At 61.7% G+C, this 21,960-nt stretch carries 19 protein-coding genes and 1 tRNA gene; 10 read left to right on the top strand and 10 right to left on the bottom strand.

Annotation, left to right across the window (positions count from 1 at the left end):
• Genes KF757_14835 through KF757_14825 form a run of 3 tightly spaced genes read right to left on the bottom strand, consistent with a single transcriptional unit; the run spans nt 1 to nt 2,828 of the window.
• Nucleotides 1–1,173, bottom strand: a complete 1,173-nt coding sequence (locus KF757_14835) for a hypothetical protein (GenBank protein ID MBX3324251.1) — start codon at nt 1,171–1,173, stop codon at nt 1–3.
• Nucleotides 1,170–2,183: an ABC transporter ATP-binding protein gene (locus KF757_14830; protein MBX3324250.1), complete on the bottom strand. Its 1,014-nt coding sequence runs from the start codon at nt 2,181–2,183 to the stop codon at nt 1,170–1,172. Before KF757_14830 ends, KF757_14835 begins: the two co-directional genes overlap by 4 nt.
• A 9-nt stretch (nt 2,184–2,192) precedes the next feature.
• Nucleotides 2,193–2,828: a class I SAM-dependent methyltransferase gene (locus KF757_14825; protein MBX3324249.1), complete on the bottom strand. Its 636-nt coding sequence runs from the start codon at nt 2,826–2,828 to the stop codon at nt 2,193–2,195.
• A gap of 53 nt (nt 2,829–2,881) precedes the next feature.
• Here KF757_14825 and KF757_14820 point away from each other — a divergent pair, with 53 nt between their 5' ends.
• Entirely contained in the window at nt 2,882–4,903 is a 2,022-nt protein-coding gene (locus tag KF757_14820) for a UbiD family decarboxylase (protein MBX3324248.1), read from the top strand.
• A 45-nt stretch (nt 4,904–4,948) separates the two neighbouring features.
• On the opposite strand, the gene dacB is transcribed toward KF757_14820, so the two are convergent.
• Together dacB and KF757_14810 are read right to left on the bottom strand one after the other, a co-directional pair.
• The gene (gene dacB / locus KF757_14815; GenBank protein MBX3324247.1) at nt 4,949–6,484 is read right to left on the bottom strand and encodes a D-alanyl-D-alanine carboxypeptidase/D-alanyl-D-alanine-endopeptidase; all 1,536 of its coding nucleotides are present in this window, start codon (nt 6,482–6,484) and stop codon (nt 4,949–4,951) included.
• Between the two features lie 118 nt (nt 6,485–6,602).
• Entirely contained in the window at nt 6,603–7,049 is a 447-nt protein-coding gene (locus tag KF757_14810) for a hypothetical protein (GenBank protein ID MBX3324246.1), read from the bottom strand.
• Between the two features lie 145 nt (nt 7,050–7,194).
• On the opposite strand from KF757_14810, the gene KF757_14805 reads away from it, so the two are divergent.
• Nucleotides 7,195–7,689 carry a response regulator gene (locus KF757_14805; protein MBX3324245.1) on the top strand — a complete coding sequence of 165 codons (495 nt, stop codon included), beginning with the start codon at nt 7,195–7,197 and terminating at the stop codon, nt 7,687–7,689.
• 8 nt (nt 7,690–7,697) lie between these two features.
• On the opposite strand, the gene rlmKL is transcribed toward KF757_14805, so the two are convergent.
• The 3 genes from rlmKL to KF757_14790 are packed head-to-tail and all read right to left on the bottom strand — an operon-like array spanning nt 7,698 to nt 12,709.
• Nucleotides 7,698–9,863: a bifunctional 23S rRNA (guanine(2069)-N(7))-methyltransferase RlmK/23S rRNA (guanine(2445)-N(2))-methyltransferase RlmL gene (gene rlmKL, locus KF757_14800; protein MBX3324244.1), complete on the bottom strand. Its 2,166-nt coding sequence runs from the start codon at nt 9,861–9,863 to the stop codon at nt 7,698–7,700.
• Nucleotides 9,860–10,822 (bottom strand): threonylcarbamoyl-AMP synthase, encoded by a 963-nt coding sequence (locus tag KF757_14795; GenBank protein ID MBX3324243.1) that lies wholly within the window; start codon nt 10,820–10,822, stop codon nt 9,860–9,862. Before KF757_14795 ends, rlmKL begins: the two co-directional genes overlap by 4 nt.
• Nucleotides 10,823–10,831: 9 nt before the next feature.
• Nucleotides 10,832–12,709, bottom strand: a complete 1,878-nt coding sequence (locus KF757_14790) for a TolC family protein (protein ID MBX3324242.1) — start codon at nt 12,707–12,709, stop codon at nt 10,832–10,834.
• A gap of 147 nt (nt 12,710–12,856) precedes the next feature.
• On the opposite strand from KF757_14790, the gene KF757_14785 reads away from it, so the two are divergent.
• The 6 genes from KF757_14785 (at nt 12,857) to KF757_14760 (ending at nt 18,893) form a co-directional block, all read left to right on the top strand.
• Nucleotides 12,857–14,245: a hypothetical protein gene (locus tag KF757_14785; protein ID MBX3324241.1), complete on the top strand. Its 1,389-nt coding sequence runs from the start codon at nt 12,857–12,859 to the stop codon at nt 14,243–14,245.
• Between the two features lie 310 nt (nt 14,246–14,555).
• Nucleotides 14,556–14,843, top strand: a complete 288-nt coding sequence (locus KF757_14780) for a hypothetical protein (GenBank protein ID MBX3324240.1) — start codon at nt 14,556–14,558, stop codon at nt 14,841–14,843.
• 40 nt (nt 14,844–14,883) lie between these two features.
• Nucleotides 14,884–16,149 (top strand): FIST C-terminal domain-containing protein, encoded by a 1,266-nt coding sequence (locus KF757_14775; GenBank protein MBX3324239.1) that lies wholly within the window; start codon nt 14,884–14,886, stop codon nt 16,147–16,149.
• Between the two features lie 138 nt (nt 16,150–16,287).
• On the top strand, nt 16,288–17,697 hold the full coding sequence (locus KF757_14770) for a phosphomannomutase/phosphoglucomutase (protein MBX3324238.1): 1,410 nt from the start codon (nt 16,288–16,290) through the stop codon (nt 17,695–17,697).
• Between the two features lie 33 nt (nt 17,698–17,730).
• Nucleotides 17,731–18,516, top strand: a complete 786-nt coding sequence (locus KF757_14765) for an enoyl-ACP reductase (GenBank protein ID MBX3324237.1) — start codon at nt 17,731–17,733, stop codon at nt 18,514–18,516.
• 86 nt (nt 18,517–18,602) lie between these two features.
• The gene (locus KF757_14760) at nt 18,603–18,893 is read left to right on the top strand and encodes a hypothetical protein (protein MBX3324236.1); all 291 of its coding nucleotides are present in this window, start codon (nt 18,603–18,605) and stop codon (nt 18,891–18,893) included.
• A gap of 33 nt (nt 18,894–18,926) precedes the next feature.
• Here KF757_14760 and KF757_14755 read toward each other — a convergent pair whose 3' ends face one another.
• Nucleotides 18,927–20,399, bottom strand: coding sequence for a hypothetical protein (locus tag KF757_14755; GenBank protein ID MBX3324235.1), 1,473 nt, complete (start codon nt 20,397–20,399; stop codon nt 18,927–18,929).
• A gap of 205 nt (nt 20,400–20,604) precedes the next feature.
• Nucleotides 20,605–21,021 (bottom strand): HIT family protein, encoded by a 417-nt coding sequence (locus KF757_14750; GenBank protein ID MBX3324234.1) that lies wholly within the window; start codon nt 21,019–21,021, stop codon nt 20,605–20,607.
• A 73-nt stretch (nt 21,022–21,094) separates the two neighbouring features.
• Between KF757_14750 and KF757_14745 the strand changes: the two genes are divergently transcribed.
• Both KF757_14745 and KF757_14740 read left to right on the top strand, forming a co-directional pair.
• Nucleotides 21,095–21,772 (top strand): site-2 protease family protein, encoded by a 678-nt coding sequence (locus KF757_14745; GenBank protein MBX3324233.1) that lies wholly within the window; start codon nt 21,095–21,097, stop codon nt 21,770–21,772.
• A gap of 61 nt (nt 21,773–21,833) precedes the next feature.
• Nucleotides 21,834–21,916 (top strand) — tRNA-Leu (locus tag KF757_14740).
• The last annotated feature ends 44 nt before the right edge of the window (nt 21,917–21,960 follow it).

Below are 21,960 nucleotides of genomic sequence, written 5' to 3'. Positions count from 1 at the left end.
TCAATAGTCACGCCGCACGAAGATGACCATTGCCCAGAGTACGATCACGCCTTCGAAGATGAGCGATGTCCCGACGATCCACCAGACCGGGCGTTCGCGGATGGCCAGTTCGATCGCGGTGCTGTCGGGTCCGGAGCTGCGAATCGGGTCGTTCTCGTTCTGTCCGCCGCGTCGGGCGTTCTGCTGCGCAGATTGCTGGTCGCGCAGGGCGTGGAGTTCATCGAATTTGATCAACCAGCGTTCGAGCAGTGCAGTGGTCTCGGCGGTTTTCGGGAGAACCGTCTTGACCTTGAAGATGATGTCGCTCCAGTAAACGAGTGACTTGAGAGTCTCCTTGTCGTCGGCTTGTGCTTTCTTTTCGCGTGGAATGAGCATGAGTGTTGCGTCAATTTCCTCTTCGGTCGGTTCGTAGAGTTCCGCAGCCTCGGGGCCGACTTCGGCGATTTTCTGCTCGATGAGCGACTTGCGGGCGTTGCGTACGAGCCGTTCGATGCGGGCTTCGCGGGCCTGCACCATCGAAGCGCGATCTTCGCGAAAACCGACGATGACGGTGTCGGTCGTGTTCATGAGGTACACGATGAACCAGAAGATGATGGTGATGAGAATGGCCGCGATGGCCGATCGCGTCATGACGCCAATGAGCACGCTCACGCAGTACAGGTAACTGAAGAACACGATCACAATCGGGATGGCCAGCAGGACGCGAGGCTCCCAGAACGACGCTCGCAGCCCAAGCACGAAGAATGATGCGACTGTGAAAACGCCCACCTGGAGCGCGACGAACAGCAAGCCGGTGAAGTAGCGAGTCAGAAACAGGCGAGGGCGGCTGATGGGCTTTGAGAGCTTGGTCTCGATCGCGCCTTGTGCGATGAGGTTGGGAAAGAACCCGGCAGTGGTGATGAGCGCAAGAATCGCGGCAATCCATGTCAGCCATATCGAGATGCCCAGGCTCTGGAACAGGATCTTGTAGAAGGTTTCCTTCGTCATGATGCCCGTGTTGAACATGTCTACAGGAATGGTCCAGACGAATACGGTGATGCCGCGATCGTTCAGGCCCATCATGCCGAAGATGCCGACGACCAGAGCACTGAGCACCATGGTGAGCCAGAACAGTTTGCTGGCGCACAGTTCGCGATAGGCATCGACCACCATCGCCCACGTTTGCGTGATCATGAGTTCGGTTCTCCAGAGACGTTGCTGGCGGTCTTGTCCTTCCTTGTGCGGTCGGCCCCAGGTGGAAGTGCGGTGCCGGTTGTCGGATCGGTGACGGTTTCCATGAAGAGGTCTTCGAGGGTCGGACGCTGGAGCTGGAGTTGTGCGAGCACGAATCCAGCCCGTCGCAGCGCGTCGATGACTGGCTGCACGTCGGCCGGGCTGCTGGTCTTGAGGTTGATGGCTCCCTGGCCAGCAAGAACCTCGCCGGCGTACCCCGAGCGCGCGACCGCGACAGCTCCCTCCAGATCTGAGCCTGGTTCAAGGCGGATGACATATCCCGTGCGCGCGTGTGTCAGTTCGCCCATGGTGCCCTGCACACGCACCGTTCCCGCGACGAGGATGGCGACTCGATCGCAGACCATTTCGAGCTCGCTCAGCAGGTGGCTGTTGATGAACACGGTCTTGCCTTCATACTTGAGACGAAGCAGGATGGCGCGGATGTCGCGTCGCCCGACCGGATCGACACCATCGGTCGGCTCATCGAGCAGCACAACCTGCGGATCGTTCATCAGGGATTGTGCGATTCCGACGCGCTGGCGCATTCCCTTGGAGAATGACCCGATTCGTTCGTCTGCCCAGTCGTGCATGCCGACAATGTCGATGAGTTCGTCAGCACGCCGAAGACGTGTCGCACGATCGACCATCGTCATGGCTCCAGCGTGGTGGAGCAGCTGCCGCGCGGTGAGATAGTCGGGAAACTGGTGATGCTCGGGCAGATATCCGACCTGCGCGAGTGTGGCCTTGTCGCCGACGGGTTTGCCAAGCAGCGATCCTTCGCAGCGTGTCGGGCGGATAACGGTCATCAGGATCTTGACGAGCGTGCTTTTTCCAGCACCGTTGGGCCCCAGCAGCCCGAAGACCTCGCCCTGATGGACCTTCATCTCGATCCCGCGCAGCGCCTGCACGCCGCCCTTGTAGGTCTTGGCAACGTGTGACAGATTGATGGCCAAATCTCCGTCGGTGGTCATGAATCCCCCTTAGACGCGCTTGGCAACGACATGAAACACATGCCAATGCTTTCCGGCGCCCGTGCAATCGGTCCCTTCGCGTTCCTCTTCCGTCAACTGCTCGATCTGAAAAGCCTTGAGCAGCGCCTCGACCTCATCGCGTGATTGGTGAGACCGGTCCGGCAGTTTCGCCCACGAGTCGCGCGGGCCGAAGAACTGCCCCGCGAATCGCCCGCCGGGCTCAATGGCAGCGACAATCACGCGCCAGAGGCGGTCGAAAGAGTCCGGGTGGCAGAACGGGAGCGAAAAACTCGAGTTCAGCAGGCGGCATCGAGGAATCTGACACTCTTCGAACGGCGACAGACGCATGTCCAGCCGATCCCAGGCAGCGATATCTGTGCGATTCTGCAAGTGGCTGAACGCGTCTTCATGGCCGTCGATCGCGGTCACGCGCCATCCGCGGCGGAGCAGCTCGGCGGTGTCGCGCCCCTCGCCGCACCCAAGATCGACCGCTATTGGCGGGTCTGCAGCGTCGATCGGCCCTTCGCGTTCGAAGAGATCAAGAGCCGCGAGCAGCGTCTCGCGCGGGGGGCGGCCAGCGCTGGCGGCGAAATAGCCGGGCCAGTCGCGCGTGGCGGCGAACTCGTACAGTGGTTTGCCGGACATCAGTGGTTCCTCGCATGTCTGCGCTTCCGCAGCCCTGATAGGTTATGACACCAATGGACAACGATCTTCAATCCTTCATCACACATCTCGAAAGTCTCGGCGAACTGCGTCGCATCCGCGAGCCGGTCAGCCCTGTGCTCGAGATCACCCGCCTTGCCGATGCCCAGAACAAGGCCCGCGCCAACCCCGGAGCAGCGAATCGGGCCGACCCGCGTTTCTTCGACCGCGGGGGGCAGGCACTGCTCTTCGAGAATGTGATCAGGTCGGACTTTCCGCTGCTCATCAATGCGTTCGGTTCGTATCGGCGGATGGAGTTGGCACTCGGGTGCGAAGTCGGCGGGTTCGATGCGATTGCGTCGAAGATCGGGTCGCTGGTCAAGCCCGCTCCTCCCCAGTCGCTGGCCGAGGCGTTTGGCAAAGCCCGCGAGGTGCTGCCGCTGCTCTGCATCGGGCCAAAGAGGCTCCGCAGCCGAGGTGCGTGCCAGGATGTCATTTGCCGCGGAAGTGAAATCGATCTGACACGATTTCCCATGTTGCGATGTTGGCCACTCGATGGCGACTTGGCCGGGGTTGGCTATCGACCTGATATCAACACGGGCGTCGAAGGGCTTGGGCATCCGCAGATTGACGCGGAGCGATGGCAGGCGGAGTTTGCCGGGCGGTACATCACGCTCGCCGGCGTACACACGGTTCACGCCGACGAACGCGAAGTCGCCAAGCCGCGATCGCACAACATCGGTATGTATCGGATGCAATTGATGGGGCGTGATCGCCTTGCGATGCACTGGCACATGCACCACGACGGCGCAGCGCACTGGCGATCCTGGAAGAAACTTGGCCAACCGATGCCTGTTGCCATCGCGCTCGGCGGACCCAGCGTGCTGCCCTACGCAGCCACGTGTCCATTGCCACCGGGCTTGAGCGAGTTGCTGATGGCGGGGTTTCTCAATGGCCGAGGAATTCGGCTTTGTCGCGCGGTCAGCGTGCCTCTATGGGTGCCGGCCGATTCGGAAATCATCATCGAGGGCTTTGTGCGCACGGACGCCGGATTCCCAGGCTGGGAACCACGCGATTCAGGAGCAGAACCGCTCGGCCCGGGCGCGGTGTTCGAAGGTCCGTTTGGCGATCATACCGGGTTTTATTCGATGCCCGATCGGTATCCGATCATGGAAGTCACCGCTGTGACGCATCGTCGCAACGCGGTCTACCCGACGACGATCGTTGGCCTTCCGCCGCAGGAAGATTACTACCTCGGCAAGGCGACCGAGCGCATCATGCTGCCGCTGCTCAAGACGCTGATCCCGGATATCGAGGATTACGACCTGCCGATGTTCGGTGCGTTTCACAACTGCGCGGTGGTGCAGATTCGCAAGCAGTATCCGCTTCACGCGCGCAAAGTCATGCACGCGGTGTGGGGTGCCGGGCAGATGGCGTGGACCAAGACTGTGATCGTCGTCGACCATGATATTGATTGCCACGACCTTGGCCAGGTGCTCCGGGCGGTCTGCTGCAACTGCAAGCCTTCGCGCGATATCGAGCGTGTGCAAGGCGCGCTGGACATTCTCGATCACGCAGCCCCGCGCCTCGGCACTGGAACCAAGATCGGGCTGGACGCGACGCGCAAGATCGTCGGCGAAGACATCGACGGCCATCGGCTCGCTGCGCCTCGCGCGATTCCGACCGATGTCGAGCGGGAGGCCGAGATCGCGCGAGTCCTCGAAATCTCCGGCGTTCTTGATGCCACAGCGCCCGAGGCGGCTGCCGGTTGGTTGTTCGTCAGGGCCGATCGGGATCGTGATGAACCCGACCGCGCCGGTCTTGGACAGCGAATCCTCACGCAGTTCTTCGAACAGAAGAGCCGTATGTCGTTTGTGGTGGTGCTCGGCCGGTCTGTCGACATTGCCGATCATGATGTCGCGCTCTTTCACTGGGTCGCCAACTGCGACGCGGGGCGCGATATCCAGTGGGGCTCGGATGGGCACACAGTTGGGTTCGACGCGACACCCAAGACGTCGGCTGATTCGAGGCTTGGTCAGCCGGTGAGGGTCTGGCCCCCTGTGATTCGGTTGCAGTGAAAAATTGATTCGGCGTTGTTCGAGACGAATTGCTGCGGAATCCCGTCAGCCACCGTACGCGGGGCGGTCGATGGCGCGGTCCGCGAGCCATCCATCGATCATCAATACGACCTCTTCCATGAACACGCGCGACTGCGTGCTGACGGACGAGGGAATGTCGTTCATAATCATGGCAAAGACGACCTGCTGACCATTCGGCGCAACGACGTAGCCCGACAAGCCTCGCACGCCATTGAGATATCCGCTCTTGGCATAGATGTTGTTTGCGACACTCGTGCCCTGAAAACGTGTGCGAAGTGTGCCTTCGCCGGGCTTGGCGAGCGAAGTGAGCATCTCGCGGTAGACTCGATCGTTCTTCGAGACCTCGATGAGCCACGCTGCGAGCGTTTCGGCCGAGACGCGGTTCTCGCGGCTCATGCCCGAACCATCGGCAATGCGCGTCCGGCTTGCGTGATCGGGGCCGAGGCGCTCCGAGATCAGAGATCGAATCACGGCTGCGCCGTTCGACCACGTTCCCGGCTCGCTCGTCACAGCGTGCCCGATGCGTTTGATCAGTGCCTCGGCGTACAAATTGTGGCTCTGTGTATTGCACCTTTCGAGCACGTCGATCAGCGGCGTCTTGACAATGGCGATGGGAACCGCACCTTCAAAGCGTTCATCGAGTTCGGCCAGACGTACAGCCTGCACTCCCGTTCGCCCGGCGGAACCAATGCTGGCACCCGATGACGCAAGCCGCTCAGCCAGCAGCTGCCCTGTGAACAAAGGCGGATTGTGAATGGCAACTCGCGCTGCTTCAGCCCCCGATGACCGCACATCGCCACGCAGCGAAAACTCGTTCTTGCGTTGAGGCCTCGCGATCCAGAATGTCTGCCGCCCTGTCGTCACGGTGCGGGCATTGTTCTGAAACTCAATCCAGGGCACGCGAGGCTCGACGGTGTACAGCGGCGAACCGGCACCCTCGGGTGCGGGCCGCGGATAAAACGCCAGGACATTCGTGTAGACGTTGACGCCCCCAACCTCGGCACAGTACCACAAGTTCAGTTGTTCGATCGGCCACGATGAGTGCACAAACTCGCGGTCAAAGACACGGTCATCGACAATGACCTCGCTGATCGTCTTTGGCCCACGCTGTTTGACGGCTCCGACCAGTTGCGTCAGCAGATCCTCGATAGTCAGGGGCGGCTGCGAACGGTTGAGAATCACCGGATCTCCGAACGCAGGGTCTCCAGATCCGACGAGCAGAATGCGGTCGCCGGCTGCGTCGATGCGCGTTTCGAATGCAAAGTCGGGCCCAAGCACCATCAACGCTGCCCCGGACGTCAGCAACTTCATATTGGATGCAGGGATCAGCGCCTGCTGCGGATTGAACGAGAACAGCACGCGGCCGTCGCTGGGATCCAATGCCACGGCAGTAAAAGAAGCCTTGGCCAGTTCGGTGCCCGTGATCTTGCGCCGAACCTGAGCCTGCAGATCCTGTGCAACGACAACCGAGGTCGAGAAACAGAGGAAGCAGGCCCAAACCAGAGTCGAGAGGGCAGCCTTGAAACGAAAAGAGTGGTTACGAATCTGAACTGCCTGCATCCGATTGACTCCTCAGGGGGCACGAGTGCCGTGCATAGTGCGCAAGGTCACAGCGCACTCCAAACATCGGCTTGATGACGCGGGAGGCTGAAGCCGTTTCGGGGGGTTCCCCCCGCGATCAGAAGCCACGGGTGGCGACCGGCTTGAGTTCGACCAAGGCAAGGAGTTCGTCGACCTGGGACTTGGAGACAAGCTGCCATTCAGGCCACACGATGCCATTGACAACCTTGGCAGCCAAAAGCCCCTCGCGGATCGGCTTAGAGATCTTGCGCAAGGAAACACCAGTGAAGTGAGCAGCGGGAAGGCGCAGGGCTAGCTGTGGCTTGCGGGGCTCGGGTATCAAAAATGCCAGAGGAGTATCATTATCGGACTTAATCGCGATGGTCCAGTTCCACGGAATCCCATGCCACTGTACGGTTCGGACCCTGGCACCGGCCTGCGCGAAACGGTCCAGACAACGCTGTGCGAGGGTATGGTCTGCCTTGTTGAGACCGGCAAAAAGGTCTTCGATTGAAGGTCTGGTGAACTGATCGGCCCACTGCCCCGAGAATGACGCCACACTCATCGTCGTGCACCTTTCACGAATACTTCACGCTGTTGCCAGTCCCCAATCAGAATTGTGCACCATGAACCGCCAGAGTCAAGCCAGCGCGGCTCAGGACTTGAGATGTGATACAGTCTCCCACGGTGCGCAGTTGCACGGAGAACGAATGATGGCTCACGAAGACACCAACCCGGTTGATCTCCTCGCCGACGCTGGGTCTGCCCAACCCAGGGTCCTGCTCGTCGACGACAACGAGCAGAACCTCGAACTCCTTCAGGCCTATCTCGAGGATCTCCCGTGCGAGATTGTCACTGCCACCGATGGCATCGATGCCCTCGCACGGGCGGCCGAGGTTGATCCTGATGTGATCGTTCTCGACATTATGATGCCGCGGATGAGCGGGTTTCAGGTCTGCGAGCGTGTCAAGGCGGACAAGACGCTGCGGGATATACCTGTCATCATGGTCACCGCGCTCAACGAAGTGGGGGATGTCGAGCGCGCCGTCGACGCGGGGGCCGACGACTTTCTGACCAAGCCGGTCAACCGTCTCGAACTGGTCACTCGCGTCACATCGCTGATGCGCGTGCGCCAACTCAAGCGGCAACTGGATCACGCCGTCGACGCCGTGCGCCGGATGCGCAATGAAGGCGGCTCGGCCTGATCCCCGCTTTACAGCGCCTTGAGCAGATAGCAATAGTGTATTTTCTTGTTGCGAAAATCCTCGGGAATCGTCTTCGCGGTAATCTCGCGCACATCGAAGCACTCGGGGATATCGGGCTTGAACTTGCGGAAGTTGGTCGAGAAATACACGAGCGCACCAGGGTGCAGACGCGCGTGCAGGGTAGTGAGAAGCGGGCGATGATCACGCTGCACATCCCAGATTTCTTCCGTGCGTTTGCTGTTCGAGAACGTCGGCGGATCGACCACCGCAAGATCGAACCGAGGGCGGGCGGGCAGCGAGAGCAGATACGACATCGCGTCGGCCTGCACAAGTTCGTGTTCAGGCGCATCGAGCTTGTTCAGCACCAGATTGCGTTCTGCCCAGTCGAGATATGTCGTTGAAAGGTCAACGGTAGTGGTGTCTGCTGCGCCACCAGCCGCTGCGTACACCGTGAACGCGCCCGTATAGCCGAAGAGGTTGAGAAAGTGAGTGCCTCGCGCGCGCTCGCGCACCATCGCCCGCGTGATGCGATGATCGAGAAACAGCCCGGTATCGACGTAATCTGAGAGATTGACCTCGAACTTCAGCCCATGTTCATGCACCGTGAAAACGTGTGCCCGCTCTGACACACGCTCGTACTGCTGGGTGCCGCGTTGTCTCCCACGCTTTTTGAGATAGGCGTGCCTTCGATCAATCCCCAGAGCCTGCGAAGCTGTACGAACCATGAGTTCGAGCCATGCGGCATGCTGTCCCGCATCCCGCTCGTGCGGCCTTTCATACTCGGCGATGTGCAACCGACCCTCATAAACATCCACAACGAGCGGCACCTCAGGAATATCACGCTCATACAAACGATAACAAGGCACGCCGCGCTCAGCCCACTTGCGCAGATGTCTGGCGTGCTTGCTCAAAACAGTCGCAAACATCTCTGCCTGCTTGTGCGCCCTCTCATCGAGCCCGCCGAACACGGGGACAGGCTTTGCTTCGGGCGCTTCAGGCTCATCCGTCGTTGCCGGTCGCGGGCCGTGAAACTGGTAGTACGTCACTTCGATGTTTGCGTTGAAGAGTTTTCGCCTCCGATCAGCCTCGCGTCCGACAAGCCTCTCGAAATCGGGATACGCGGTCAGCACAAAGTGCGACCATGTCGGCAGCCGCGCAAGCACCTCCGGAAACGACTCATAGAGGCGATGGAGCTCAGTTGCATCGCCGATGCGCTGGCCATACGGCGGGTTTGTGATGACACACCCGAATTCGGCCTTCGCTCGAAGATCCGCAAAGTCGCGCTGCTGAAAGTGAATGTCATCTTCGACGCCTGCGCGACGGGCATGATGGCGTGCCATCTCCAGCGCGTCTGCACTGATATCCGTCGCGACGATGCGCTGCGGCAGAGACGACACTTCCCGCGAGCGGGCCTCTTCACGCAGCGAAGGCATGATCTGGCTCGGCGTGATTGCCCATTGTTCAAAATCAAACGATCGCTTCACCCCCGGAGCGATCCGGCGCCCGATCATCGCAGCCTCGATCACGATCGTGCCCGTGCCACAGAACGGATCGATCAGCGGACGCTCGGGCTTCCAGAAACTCAGCATCACCAGCGCGGCCGCCATGGTCTCGCGCAGCTGCGCCTCTCCGACAAGATCACGATACCCTCGTTTGTTGAGTCCCGGCCCGGTCGTATCGATCGTCAGCGTTGCCTGATCGCGCAGCAACGCAACCTCGATCGAAAACTTCGGACCGGTCTCCGGCAGATCGCTTGCGCAATGCGCACTCAAAAGCCGATCCGCAATCGCTCGCTTGGTTGAGCGTTGAATCGCGGGCACGCTCGAAAGCGCGCTTTTGACACTTCGCCCCGCGACATCGAACGCGACATCTTGCCCCAGCCATCGTTCCCAAGGCATCGACTTGACGCCCTCGAACAGCGCATCAAAATCGAGAGCCGGGAATGAACCCACGCGAATCAGCACACGCTCGGCCGAACGCAGGTGCAGGTTCGCACGCGCGATTGCTTCGAACGACCCACGAAACCCGATGCGTCCGGTGTCATACGCCTTGGCGTCCACGAATCCAAGATCGTGCAGCTCGCGCACCGCGACCGCCTCGAGTCCAAAGGCTGTCACAGCGATCAGGTCCATGTCGCCAGTCACGTTGTCGCCACCCATGTTGTCGATGCTCATGGGTGTTTATCCTGTGCCGAGGCTCGTTCGAGACGATCACCAATCGCCACCCACAGCGACATATCGCCCGGGCCCGAGGGGCGTTCGACGATGATGAGTTCAGTGCCCATCGCATCGGCACGCCGCAGTGCGTCATACAGCAAAGCCGCGTACCCCTCCGCATCACTGGGCATATGAATTGCTGTGAACTGCTTCGGCACATCGGCGCCTCGCTGCGTCAGCACTACCACCCGCGCATCAGGCACATCAAACTCCGACCAGGCCTCGCACAAGAGCGTCGGCGTGCGCGGAGCGTAATGTCGATGCAACAGGCCCGGACTGCGTGCGATCGACTCCTCACCTGGCGCGTTTCGCAACGATACGCCAAGCACGGTTTCGATGCGTGCCGCGCCGATCGCGCCCGGCCTCAAGATCGCGGGTCGGTTCGATGTCACATCGACAACCGTGCTCTCGATCCCCACTCGGCAAGGCCCGCCGTCGAGCACGAACACATCAGGAAACTCCGTTCGCACATGCTCGGCAGTCGTCGGCGAAACGTGACCTGATCGATTGGCACTTGGCCCAATAATCGGTTCGCCAAACGCCTCGATCAGCGCGAGCGCAAGCGGATGCGCAGGCATGCGCAGGCACACCGTCGGGCCTCCTGCCGCGACACTCGCTGGCACACGCTCGGAGCGTCGCACCACAATCGACAGCGGACCGGGCCAGAACGCCTCGGCCAAAATCTGCGCATGCTCCGGCCATTCTGTGCATGCGGTCCTTGCCATGTCTACCGACGCAACATGCACGATCAGCGGGTTGGTCGATGGTCGCGACTTGGTCTCAAAAACTTTGGCCACCGCAGCCTCATCAAACGCCGCCGCGCCAAGCCCATAGACGGTCTCAGTCGGAAACGCGACCAGTTCTCCGCGACGGAGCTTTGCAACAGCGACCTCAAGTTGTGCGTGGGTGTCATGCACGAAAGCATGTTAGGGCGAAGTCACATCCAGCACCGATTCGCCATCAAGCAGCTGGTTGGCATCAGGCACAATAAAGTTGATTCGGTTGCGTTCGAGCACTGTCCCCATGGCCTGATGCAGCCGAGCGATCGAGAGGTTGTAGTCGATCAGAGCCGCCTGCTCGGCCCGCTCCGCCGCCGCGAGCGAAGCCTGCTGGCCGAGTTCCAGGTTCAGCCTCTCGACGGTGTATCCGCCGACCATCAGTTCCTTCTTGACCAGCAGCGTGCGCAGCGCCTCAGCCGCCGCTAGCCGCGACGTGCGTGCCTGTTCGATCAACCGATAGTTCGTCACCACGTCATCGAGCGCGCTGCGAACCTGCGCAATCGCAGCTTGCACCTCACGCCGATACGCCACCACCGACTGCATCCGATCGAGGCGCGACTGGCGATAGCCCGCCTCAGCGGCTCGGTTGCCGATCGGCTGCCGCAGCAGAACCCCAAGCAGGAAGTTGTCGATAAACTCGCCACGAGTCTGATGGCGCGTCGCGCCGCCGAGGTCATCATCAAGCCCAAGCAATGCGAGTTGGGCACGAAGATCCAGCTGCGGCAAGCGCCGATTCTCTGCCAGCAACTGCCTGATCGACGCGTCATCAATCGACAGAATCGCCTGCTGAATCTCCGGCCGCCGATCAATGGCCGTCAGAATCGCATCGTACAGACTGAACTCGATCGGCTGATCCAGAGCCGCATCGGTCGGGATCAGCGTGATCTCATCGCTCAGCGCCAGCCTCGGATCGTTGATCAGCAGTTTGAGCCGGTCGCTTGCCTGTCGTACCGCGCGTTGCGCTCGCAGCACGTCTCCCTTGCGGCTTTCGACCTGCGCGACCGCGTCGGCAATCTGCGCCGGGTCAGCATCCAGGATGCTGCGCACGCGGATGTCATCGCGCACCGCCTCGCCCCGGGCCACGAGTTTGGACAGAATCACAAGCTCCCACTGAGCACGCACAAGATCCCAGTACGCGCTCTCGACCTCCGAGACGGTTGACATCAGTGTGCGCTGAAACTCCGCGATCGCGCGCCGTTCCGCGTTCTGCCGAATCCTGATTTCCGACAGGTTGACATCCGACCCGAACCCGCGCAAGACCGGCTGCGTGAAGTCCAGCACCAGGGCGGCTGCGGTCGATGGGTCGGGCGATGGCACGCTCCCGAAAAATGTTTCGCGCGTGTCCGTATAGACATAGCGCTGTGCGATCGAAAACTGTCCGCCGGTGATAAGCGTGCGTTCGAGCCCGGCCGAGCCTGTGACGGTCTGATCCGATGCCATGACCACGCCGCCGCCGCCAAAGCCCGGGATGGCGGTCGAAGCGCGAGGCTGATCGGTGTCCTGCCAATCGAGCGAACCCACGAACGCCCAGTCGAACGCTGCTTGCGCGATGACCACATCGGCTTCACGTTGCGCAGGTCCGAACTGTGCGATGGCCACATCGAGGTTGTTGCGCACAGCCGACTTGACCGCACGCTCAAGCGAGACTCCGACCACGGCCTGCTGCCCGCCGAAGAGGTCTTCATCCATGAGGTACTGAATGGGGTTGCCATGATCTGCCGCGCCTTCAGTCTTCTCGCGGGCGCGTGTGGCCAGTTCGTCGAGGTAGCGGTTCGGGTCGTAGTCACGCTGCAACTGCTCAAGCACGCGATCCGAGAGCCCAAGGTCGGCAACTGTCGAGCGGCGCTGGGTTGTGCGCATCGCGCGCGAACGTTCAGCCGCTTCGACCTCGCGGCGGACCGTTTCATGCATGGCGCGACGTAGTTCCAGTTCGCTGCGCTGGCCAAGAGGCGATGAGCAGCCGCCAGCGAAGAGGAAAAGCCCTCCCGCTGTCAGCGTCCAGAATCCCCGGCGGTGTGTGTGCATATGACCATCAACGTAGCGCACCCCCGCGAGCCGGTCAAAGCCTGAACCCGGCCACGGATGCGCGACACCCGCTGCTCCAAGGGGTACACTTTCTGGACTCGTCGTGTCGATGTACAGGCAGATAGTCTGTCCAAAGGAGTCTCGATTATGCGTTCTCGCTCGATCATGGTGCTCGGATTGACGCTCGTGGCCATTGCGTCGCAGTGCTTGTTCGTCAACAGTGCTTTTGGTCAAGCCCTTCAACTGAGGGTGGTGACGCAGGATGGAACAGCGATGCGGGCCGGCGATATGCCCCGGTTTTACCGTGTCGCTGAACTCAACGCCGGCACGGTCGTCGAGGTCATCGGCGAGTCCAATGGGTGGGCCAAGGTGGTGTATCCCAAAGGGATTGATGCCTATGTCGAAGCCGATCGCGTTGAAAAAGTCAACGACAAAACACTCCGCCTGACGCGCGAGTCGGCCCTGCTCGCGCCCAGCGAACTGCTCGGTGCCAGCGGGTCATGGTGTGCCCTCTTTGAATCCCCGCTTCCGGTGGGGACCGAACTCGAACTCAAGGAAGAAATCGCTGGCATCGGTGGCAAGGTCTCGAAGTACCTCGTGACCACCCCTCGCAAGCCCCAGGTGTCTGCTCAAGCCCGTGGCTTTGTGCTCTCTACCAGTTTGAGGGATGCCACAGAGGCCGAGGCAGCCCGGTACCTTGCCAGCACCGGCGCACCAATGCCTCGCCCGGTTGACCAGCCGGTGGATACCCCAGTTACGCCCATTCCAGGCAACCAAGCCGAGCGCCCGGTGACCCAGCCTCAGGTTCCGGCACCAAGCCCGACCCCTCAAACAAGCGTCGATCCGGTGGATACTTCGCTCCTCTCCCCGATCAACACCGATCCGCTGCCTCCGGTCGTGCGCCAACCTGAAACTGCCCAGCCCTCCGATCAAACCAACGCACCCCTTGGCACGAACGCCCAGCCGACCGAGCCGGCGACGCAGCAGGAGATGATCGCCCTGACGATCAACCAGTTGAATGCGTCGTTCGATCAATTGCGGGCGATGCCTCGCGACAAGATGGATGCGGGTCTGGAAGAAATGCTGGCAGAGTGTCGTCGGTCGGCCGCTGCCCTGAGCAACGAGCCTTCCCTGGTCGCAGGGATCAACCAGCGGATCGCGTGGCTCGAGTTGCGTATCAAGTTGCGCGACCAGCGACTGGAACTCGAACGTGCCTTGGCCGACGCGGACAAGCGTCAGGCGGAACTGGCGACTCGGGTCAAGGCGTGGCAGGATCAGCGGTCATACACCCTGATCGGGCGACTGCTCCCAAGTACGCTCTATGACGGCAATCGTCTGCCTCTCATGTATCGTATCGAAGCGATCGAAGGCCCGGGGTTGCAGCGCACGGTGGGGTATATCGTCCCGGGTGCGACCGACGACCTGAAGCGCCACACGGGCGCGGTGGTTGGGGTGATTGGGTCGACGCGCTTTGATCAGGCTCTTGGTGTGCGCATCGTGACCCCGAGTCGGGTGGATTTCCTCGAGACGCCCTGAGTCGATTGTGAAGATGCTCGATGCGCAACATCTGCGCACCCGTGAACCGGTGGCTCTGCGTCAGGATTGATGCAATGCGCAAACTCTGCGCGCGTTTGGGCACAATTTGAAGAATCTTTGAGGAATGTGACAAAAGTCGCTCAAGTCCATCGCTCTTTGAGCCGTTGAGAGTGAGGGTCGCGATTCTGGATGAGCAGCGACACCCCCAGGGATGGGAAGCAGTCACCGGTTGGAAGGATCCTCGCTGCGGCGTGGGACTTTGCCGGCCCTCCACGGACGAAGGGATAACAGAAGAGAAGGTGGAGGGTCCATGACCGATCGATATCCAATTGAACCACGACTTGTCGCCAGTGAGCATCGTCGCAGCCAGACTGTTCGGGCCGAGCGTGAGGCGGCGAGGCGATGCCTTGTCAACCTTGACGCGGGGTATGGCGAGGAAGTACTTGAAACCGTGGCACGGCGAATGCTTGTTGACCTGCGCGCACTGGAGCCAGCCCGCACGCTGGTGTGCGATGCTCCTGAGCCGATGGTGGTGCAGATTACCTCGGTGACGTCTGGCGTGCTCAAAGTCCGCGACGAGCCGCTCGTCTGTCAGTGACGCGCGCTCGGGGCATGGCGACCGGGTACAGTGACCCGGCATGTCAGGAACTGCGCGCGGACACATAGCGCTCGGGTGTGGGCTTTCGGGGCATCATGACGCTTCGCTGGCGTGCGCCCATGTCCTTGAACAGATCGAAGGGCAACTGGACGGGAGGCGTGGGGCAGCTGCGTTTGTGTTCTTCAGTGGGTTCAAGCCCGACGCGGCGGCGAAGATCGGCGAAACCCTGGCCCGGGGTCTGGGCACTGATGTGCTGGCAGGCATGTCGGCAGCGGGGGTCGTGGGCGGACGGGCCGTGTTTGAGAGGCGTGCTGGTGTCGCTGCTCTGGTCCTGGCGGGCGACGGGATCAGGGGGACAGTGTTCGGGGTCGATGCGGACGCGATGCCGACCTCTCAAGGTGCGGCGTACGACGCGGATCTGGCGCATGTCGTCGGGATCGGAGACGAACATCGGGCATCGTTTGTGTTTGTGGATGCAGGTTCAATGCCTACAGGGGAACTGCTGCCGGCGCTTGGGCGGGCGGCCGGTGGGAGGCCGATTTTGGGTGGAACGGCGATGCGGCCCGAATCCCCGGACGCCGAGACGATCCTGATCCATGGCGGGCGCGTGCAGCGTGGGGGCATGGTGGGGATCTCACTGGCTGGGGCGGTCGAGGTGCGCACGCTGGTGGCACAAGGGTGCAAGGCGGTCGGGCACCCGGTGGTGGTGACGGCTTCGCGGAACAATCTGGTGATGGAAATGGCGGGCAGACCTGCCATCGGGGTGCTGAGGGAACTGGCGCAGAAGTTTGCGCCCGGAGATCGGCCTCTGCTGGCGGGCGGGCTGTATCTGGGCGTGGCGGTTGATGAGTATCGGGAGCGTTTCGGGCGTGGTGATTTTGTGGTGAGCCGGATCATCGGGGGTGATGAGCAGGCGGGGTACATCGCGCTTGAGAACTCGATTCCGACGGGTCGGACTGTGCAGTTGCATCTGCGCGATCCGACGGTGGCGCGGGCGGATCTGGATCTGTTGCTGGACGTGGAGAAGTTGCACGATCGACCTGCGGGGGTGCTGCTGCTGACGGATCTGGCGCGCGGGCGGACGATGTTCGACGAGCAATGGTCGGATGCGGTGGGGATTGCGCGGGCGTTCGACCAATTGCCCGCGGGCGAGGCGGTGGCGCGTGCGGGCTACGAGATTTCGTCGCACGAAGGCCCGGTGCCAGTGGCGGGGGCGATGACGACGGGGCAGATCGGTCCGATCGGGGGGACGACGAGGCTGCTGGGATTGACTGCCTGTGCGGCGTTGTTTAGAGAAATGCCCTGATTCGGGGGCTTGAGAAGCCCGGAAGAAAATGATCCGAAGGTGGCTCAAAGGGCACTTGGGGCTGACTTTTTGTGATCTGACGCTACGATCCGTGTTCTTCGGGGGAACCAGTCCCGGACCACTTGAAATGGGGTGTTCATGCTTGGACGGATTTTCAAGGCGTATGACATTCGCGGCACATATCCGGATCTGCTCAACGACCAGATGGCGTGGCAGATCGGGTTCGGGTGTGCGCGGTTTCTGCTTGAGGATGCGGCGGCTGCGGGCGATACGACGCCGATGATGCGGAATCTGGTGGTGGGGCGCGACATGCGGACGAGCAGTCCGAAGATTTCGGAGCAGTTGATCGCGGGGATCAGGGCGTATGGGGCGAGCGTGATCGACATCGGGCTGGTGGATACGCCGATGGTGTACTTTGCGGTGAACTATCTCGATTGTGCTGGTGGTGTGATGGTGACGGCGAGTCACAATCCGCCGCAGTACAACGGGTTCAAGGTGTCGAAGCGCAAGGCCAAGCCTGTGGGCGAGGCGACGGGGCTGGCGGAGGTGCGCAAGCACGCGGCGATGGTGGATCGAGGGCTTGCGATCAAGCCTGAGACATCGGTTGAGCAGCGAGATCTATGGGATGCGTATTCGCGTCATGTGCGGTCGTTTTTGGAACTGGGAAATCGGCCGCTCAAGGTGGTGATTGATGCGAGCAATGGCATGGCGGGGACGATGGTGCCTCGGATCTTCGGGCGCAATGGGAAGGACACACCTGGGCTTTCGATTGTGGAGTTGAACTTCGACAACAGCAAGGGCGAGTTTGTGCATGAGCCGAACCCGCTGGTGGCGTCGAATCTGGCGCAGTTGCAGGCGGGCGTGCTCAAGCACAAGGCGGATCTGGGGATCTGCTTCGATGGCGACGCGGATCGGTGCGTGGTGGTCGATGAAAAGGGCGGAATCGTCGGGTGCGATCATCTGACGGCGCTGCTGGCCAAGCGATTCCTGAAGCAGAAGCCGGGATCGGCGATCGTGTATGACCTGCGTTCGACGCGCGCACTTCCCGAGGAGATTGCGGCTGCGGGGGGTAAGCCTGTGCGCGGGCGCGTGGGGCATGTGTTCATGAAGGCGCTGATGGGAGAACACAAGGCGGTGTTCGGCGGGGAACTGTCGGGGCACTTCTACTTTTCGCGGAACTTCAATGCGGATTCGGGCGCCATCGCGATGGCGGTGGTGCTCTCGGCGCTGTCGGAAACGAGCAAGCCGATGAGCAAGTTGATTGCACCGATTGCGCGATATGTGCAGTCGGGCGAGATCAACTTTGAGATCGAGGAGAAGGACGCGGCGCTCGAGATGCTGCAGGATCACTTCGGCGATCGTGGCGAGATCGACGAACTCGATGGCGTGACGATTGACTGCTTCGAGAGCGAGGGTTGGTGGTGCAATGTGCGCAAGAGCAACACGGAGCCGCTGCTGAGGCTGAATGCTGAGGCCAAAGACAAGGAGTCACTGGCGGCGGCCGTTTCGGAACTTTCGCCGATGCTCGGCGTGCGTACGGCGCACTGAGGCGCGGGGCTCTTGGATTGAACTGGAGGCACGATGGGGCTGCTTGCTGGGAAGACGGGTCTGATCGTCGGGATCGCGAATGATCGTTCGTATGCGTGGCACATTGCCAAGGCGATGACTGAACACGGCGCGCGATGCGCGTTCACGCATCTGCCGGGCGAGAAGAACGAGCGACGGACGGGGCGGGCGGTTGAGCAGCTTGGGGTGAGCGACCCTTGGCTGGCGCCGCTGGATGCATCGAGCGATGCCGACCTTGACGAGGTGTTTGCGAAGTATCAGAAGGATCATCGGCGGCTGGATTTTCTGGTGCACTCGATCGCGTTCGCGGATCGGGACTGGCTTTTGCCGGGCAAGTTTGCGAGCACCCCTCGCGAGGCGTATCTGGGTGCGATTGATGTGAGTGCATTCACGCTGGCGGCGATGGCGCATCGTTCGCGCGAACTGATGGCTGCGGGCGGGGGCGGGTCGATCATGTCGATGAGTTACTACGGCGCGGAGAAGGTCGTGCCGGGGTACAACGTGATGGGGGTTGCCAAGGCTGCGCTTGAATGTACCAGCCGGTATCTTGCGTCGGAACTTGGCGCACAGAATATCCGTGTGAATGTGATCTCGGGAGGCTATCTGAGGACTCTGGCCAGCAGTGCTGTGGGCGGAACGGACACGATGGCGGCGCGCAACCTTGAACGATCGCCACTGCGGCGGAACGTCGAGGGTGAGGATGTCGGGGGCACGGCGGTGTGGCTGGCGTCGGATTTGTCCAGGGGCGTGACGGGCGAGACGATCTACGTCGATTGCGGCGTGAACATCATCGGTGCGTGAGGCGGGCGAAGACCGATAACGTTGATTGGTTTGGCGCGTCTGTTCTCGGTCCTTGTCGATCGCGTGTTGTAACCGATATTTGAAGTATGGGCGACGCGATCTCCAATCTGGCGGGGTCGATGGCGGGCTCGCATCATGCGGGTCGTGTGGTGCAAGCCGACAAGTCGCGTGAGGCCGAGCGGAAGGAGAAGTCCAAACCCCCGGCTGCCGAGGCGCAGGATGTGGTCGAGGTCGAGCACGCGGAAGCGGTGCGGAATCTGAAGGACGAGACGCAGGAAGAAGCGCAAGAGGATCGGCAGGAACATCCGGCGTATGACCCGCATGGGAGGCTTGCGGCGGACAACGCGCGAGGTTCTTCGATCGATGTGGCGGGATGAGCGATTTCGGGTGAGTCTGTGATTTGTGCCCGATTATGCTGCGATGGAATCGTGATCTGACGCGGGCAGGCCTCGGGAGTCGGCGCGGCGGACGCGGAGGAGTTCATCGAGCACGCGGTGGAGGAGTGCGGTGTCGGGGTCGCGTCCGACGAGCCAGCCGACGTAGGAGAGGTCTTCGACGAGATCGTCCTTGAGGAAGGTGAGGCGGGAGTATTCGTGCTGTGCGGCGATGAGGCAGAGACCAGCGGCGACGCGGCCGAGCGCGAGCGGGTCGTATGAGCCGTGGTCGAGTTCGGATTGCACGAAGGGAATCTGATCGAGTACGAGTTCCTCGGCATGTGCGCGCACGAGTGGATCTGCGTGGTGCAATGCTTCGAGTGCGGCCGGGTCGTCCATGTCGGCGAAGCGCAGGGCAGCGAGGCGGAGCCAGGCTTCGGGGCGGTCGGCGATGTATGGGCAGACGCGCTCCATGATGGCGCGGCGAGCGCCGATGGAGAGGCGTGCTGCTGGGGTGACGAGGAAGGCGCCCAGGGCGCTTGCGGCAATACGCTGTGCGGGCTCAAGAGGATCAGGATTGCGTGCGATCAGCAGGTCGGCGATGCGTGTCATGGAGCGGGCTGTATACGCGCCCGGGTCGATGAGTCCTGGCTGATCGTGTCCATCGAGGGGGAGGCGGCCTCGGATGCGATCGGCGAGCGTCAATCGCATGGGTGAGCGACTTTGAACCGCGGCTGCGACGAGCAGTGCACCGATCAGCGGATCGTGCTGGTCGGAGTCGGGAAGTGATGCGAAGGAAATGCACGCCGGGTCGATCTGATGCGGGAAGACGCTCGGGTATGCGAGTGGTCGCGGGCGGGACCAGTCGAACCAGGTTGCCGAGTGGTCAGGAGTTTCGGCGGTGATGGCGCGGCCGCCCTGGGCGGGGTCGGGTGTGAAGATCACGTCGTGGCGCTGGGACGCAGCGGAGCGTCCGGAGTCTTCGGGCGCGGTCGGAACCCATTTCAGCGGTACAACCGATTCATGATCGCGGATGGCCTGTGTCAGTGGGCCGTTGGCTTGCAGGGCGATGGTGAGGGGCTCGGCGAGTTCAGGTCTGGCGTCGATGGAGCGGGCGATGCGGGATTTGAGTGATTCGGCGGTGATGGGTTCGAGATGCCAGAGGGAGCGTGCGATATCGAGCAGGGCGGCGCGAGCGATGTGGGCGAGCCGGCGCAAGGTGCGGAGTTGGAGGGGCATCGGCTTGAAGGTTCTCGGGGTGGTGACGCGCGGCATGGCGGGAAGCGTGAGGTCGAGCAGGTTGAGCCATCCCCTGCGCCAGACGGTGTACGTGGCGGCGACGAACCAGAGCCCGAGCGGGAGGCCGAGCAGCGGTTTGGCCAGCCATGATGCGCCGAGGAAGTACGAGGTGAGAACCAGAGCGGCGGCGGAACAGAGCACGACCGCTGTCGAAGGCAGGAGCCTCGCATAGGCCGAACCGGAACGACTCGGGTGGTTCAGCATGGTCATCGGACTCAAAGCATCGGCGAAACGGCCGAGGGCTGTGAGCGCGAAGATGGCGGATGGGGGAACCCTGGGCTGGGATCGGGACGGCTGTGACGGGTATGGGGAAAGCGCCGAGTCGGGGTAGTCCGGGTTTGTGCGAGTGCGAGGTGGTGGCAGAGTGCGTGTGATTATCGGGTTGATGGCGCGGTTGATTGGTGTTCGCGAGCGTTCAGAGGAGGCGGGCGATTTTTCGGCCGAGTTCGGCGAGGGTTTCGGCGTCCGGGGAAGTCGTTTTCCATTGCAGACCGAGGCCTGCGGAATTGTCGGGGGAGCGGGGGATGATGTGAAAGTGGACGTGGGGAACGGACTGCGAGGCGTCGGGGCCGTTGTTCTGGAGGACGTTGTACGCGGTTGCGCCGGTGACTTTGAGAATGGCGCGTGAGATGCGTGGGAGTGCGCGGCCGACCCCTGCGGCGGCCGAGTCGGAGAGTTGGTCGAGAGTGTCGGCGGGCTCTTTGGGTATGACGAGGGTGTGGCCGGGGCTCAGGGGGGCGATATCGAGGATCGCGATGCAGTGTTCGTCTTCGTAGAGACGGTGTGCGGGGATTTCTTGACGGATGATTTTGCTGAAGATTGAGTCGCTCATAGGCCATGATATCGCGTGCCTGGCTTGGTACGCGAGCGGGTACGCGAGGGCTTGTGCGGCTACACTGCCTGCGATGAATGGATGGTGGGTGACCGATGTGCTGTCGAGTTGGGGTCCAGCGTTCCTGGTGTCGTGGATCGTCTGGATTGTCGTGTCGATTACGCTGCACGAGTTATCGCACGGATGGGCAGCGATCCGTCTGGGCGATGACACGCCGATTCACACGGGGCACATGACATGGAACCCGGTGGTGCATCTTGGGGTGTGGAGTCTGCTGATTTTTGCGTTGATCGGGATTGCGTGGGGGGCGATGCCGGTGGACCCGTCGAGGCTGCGCGGGCGACACGGAGATGCGAAGGTCGCTTTTGCGGGGCCTCTGATGAACATCGGGCTGGCACTGGCGTGTTGCGTTGGAGCGGTTGTCTGGGCGGCAGCGGTGCACCGATTCGGGATTGATGAGCCTCTGGGGACGAATGTCTGGCACTTTTTCTATATTGGTGCGTTTTTGAATGTCGTGCTGGCGGTGTTCAATCTGCTTCCGGTGCCGCCTCTGGATGGTTCGCGTATTGTGGGGTCGTTCAGCCACGAGTATGCGCGGTTCATGAGTGGTCCAAACGGGCAGTGGGTGGGGCTTGGGATGTTTGTGGTCGTGTTCTGGACTGCGGGCCAATTTTTGTGGCCTTTGGGGCAGGGAGTTGCGATGAAGGTGATCGGGTTTGGGTTATCGTTGTTTGGAGTGCCGCCGTTGTAGTCTGACGGGGGCGATGGCGGTAGCATGGCGGTAGTTGGGGCGGTAGTTGGGGCGTTCAAAAGCCGGAGTGGCGGAATGGCAGACGCGGCGGATTCAAAATCCGCTTCTGGAGACAGAGTGGGGGTTCGACTCCCCCCTCCGGCATTGACAGGCTGAAGCGGGGGCCTGCCTTGGGCCTGTGGCGGAAT

It is taken from the genome of Phycisphaeraceae bacterium, from assembly GCA_019636795.1.
In the GTDB taxonomy this organism is placed as follows: Bacteria; Planctomycetota; Phycisphaerae; order Phycisphaerales; family UBA1924; genus JAHBWW01.
The sequence above is the reverse complement of the archived record's forward strand: the minus strand, read 5'-3'. Positions and strand labels throughout refer to the sequence as shown.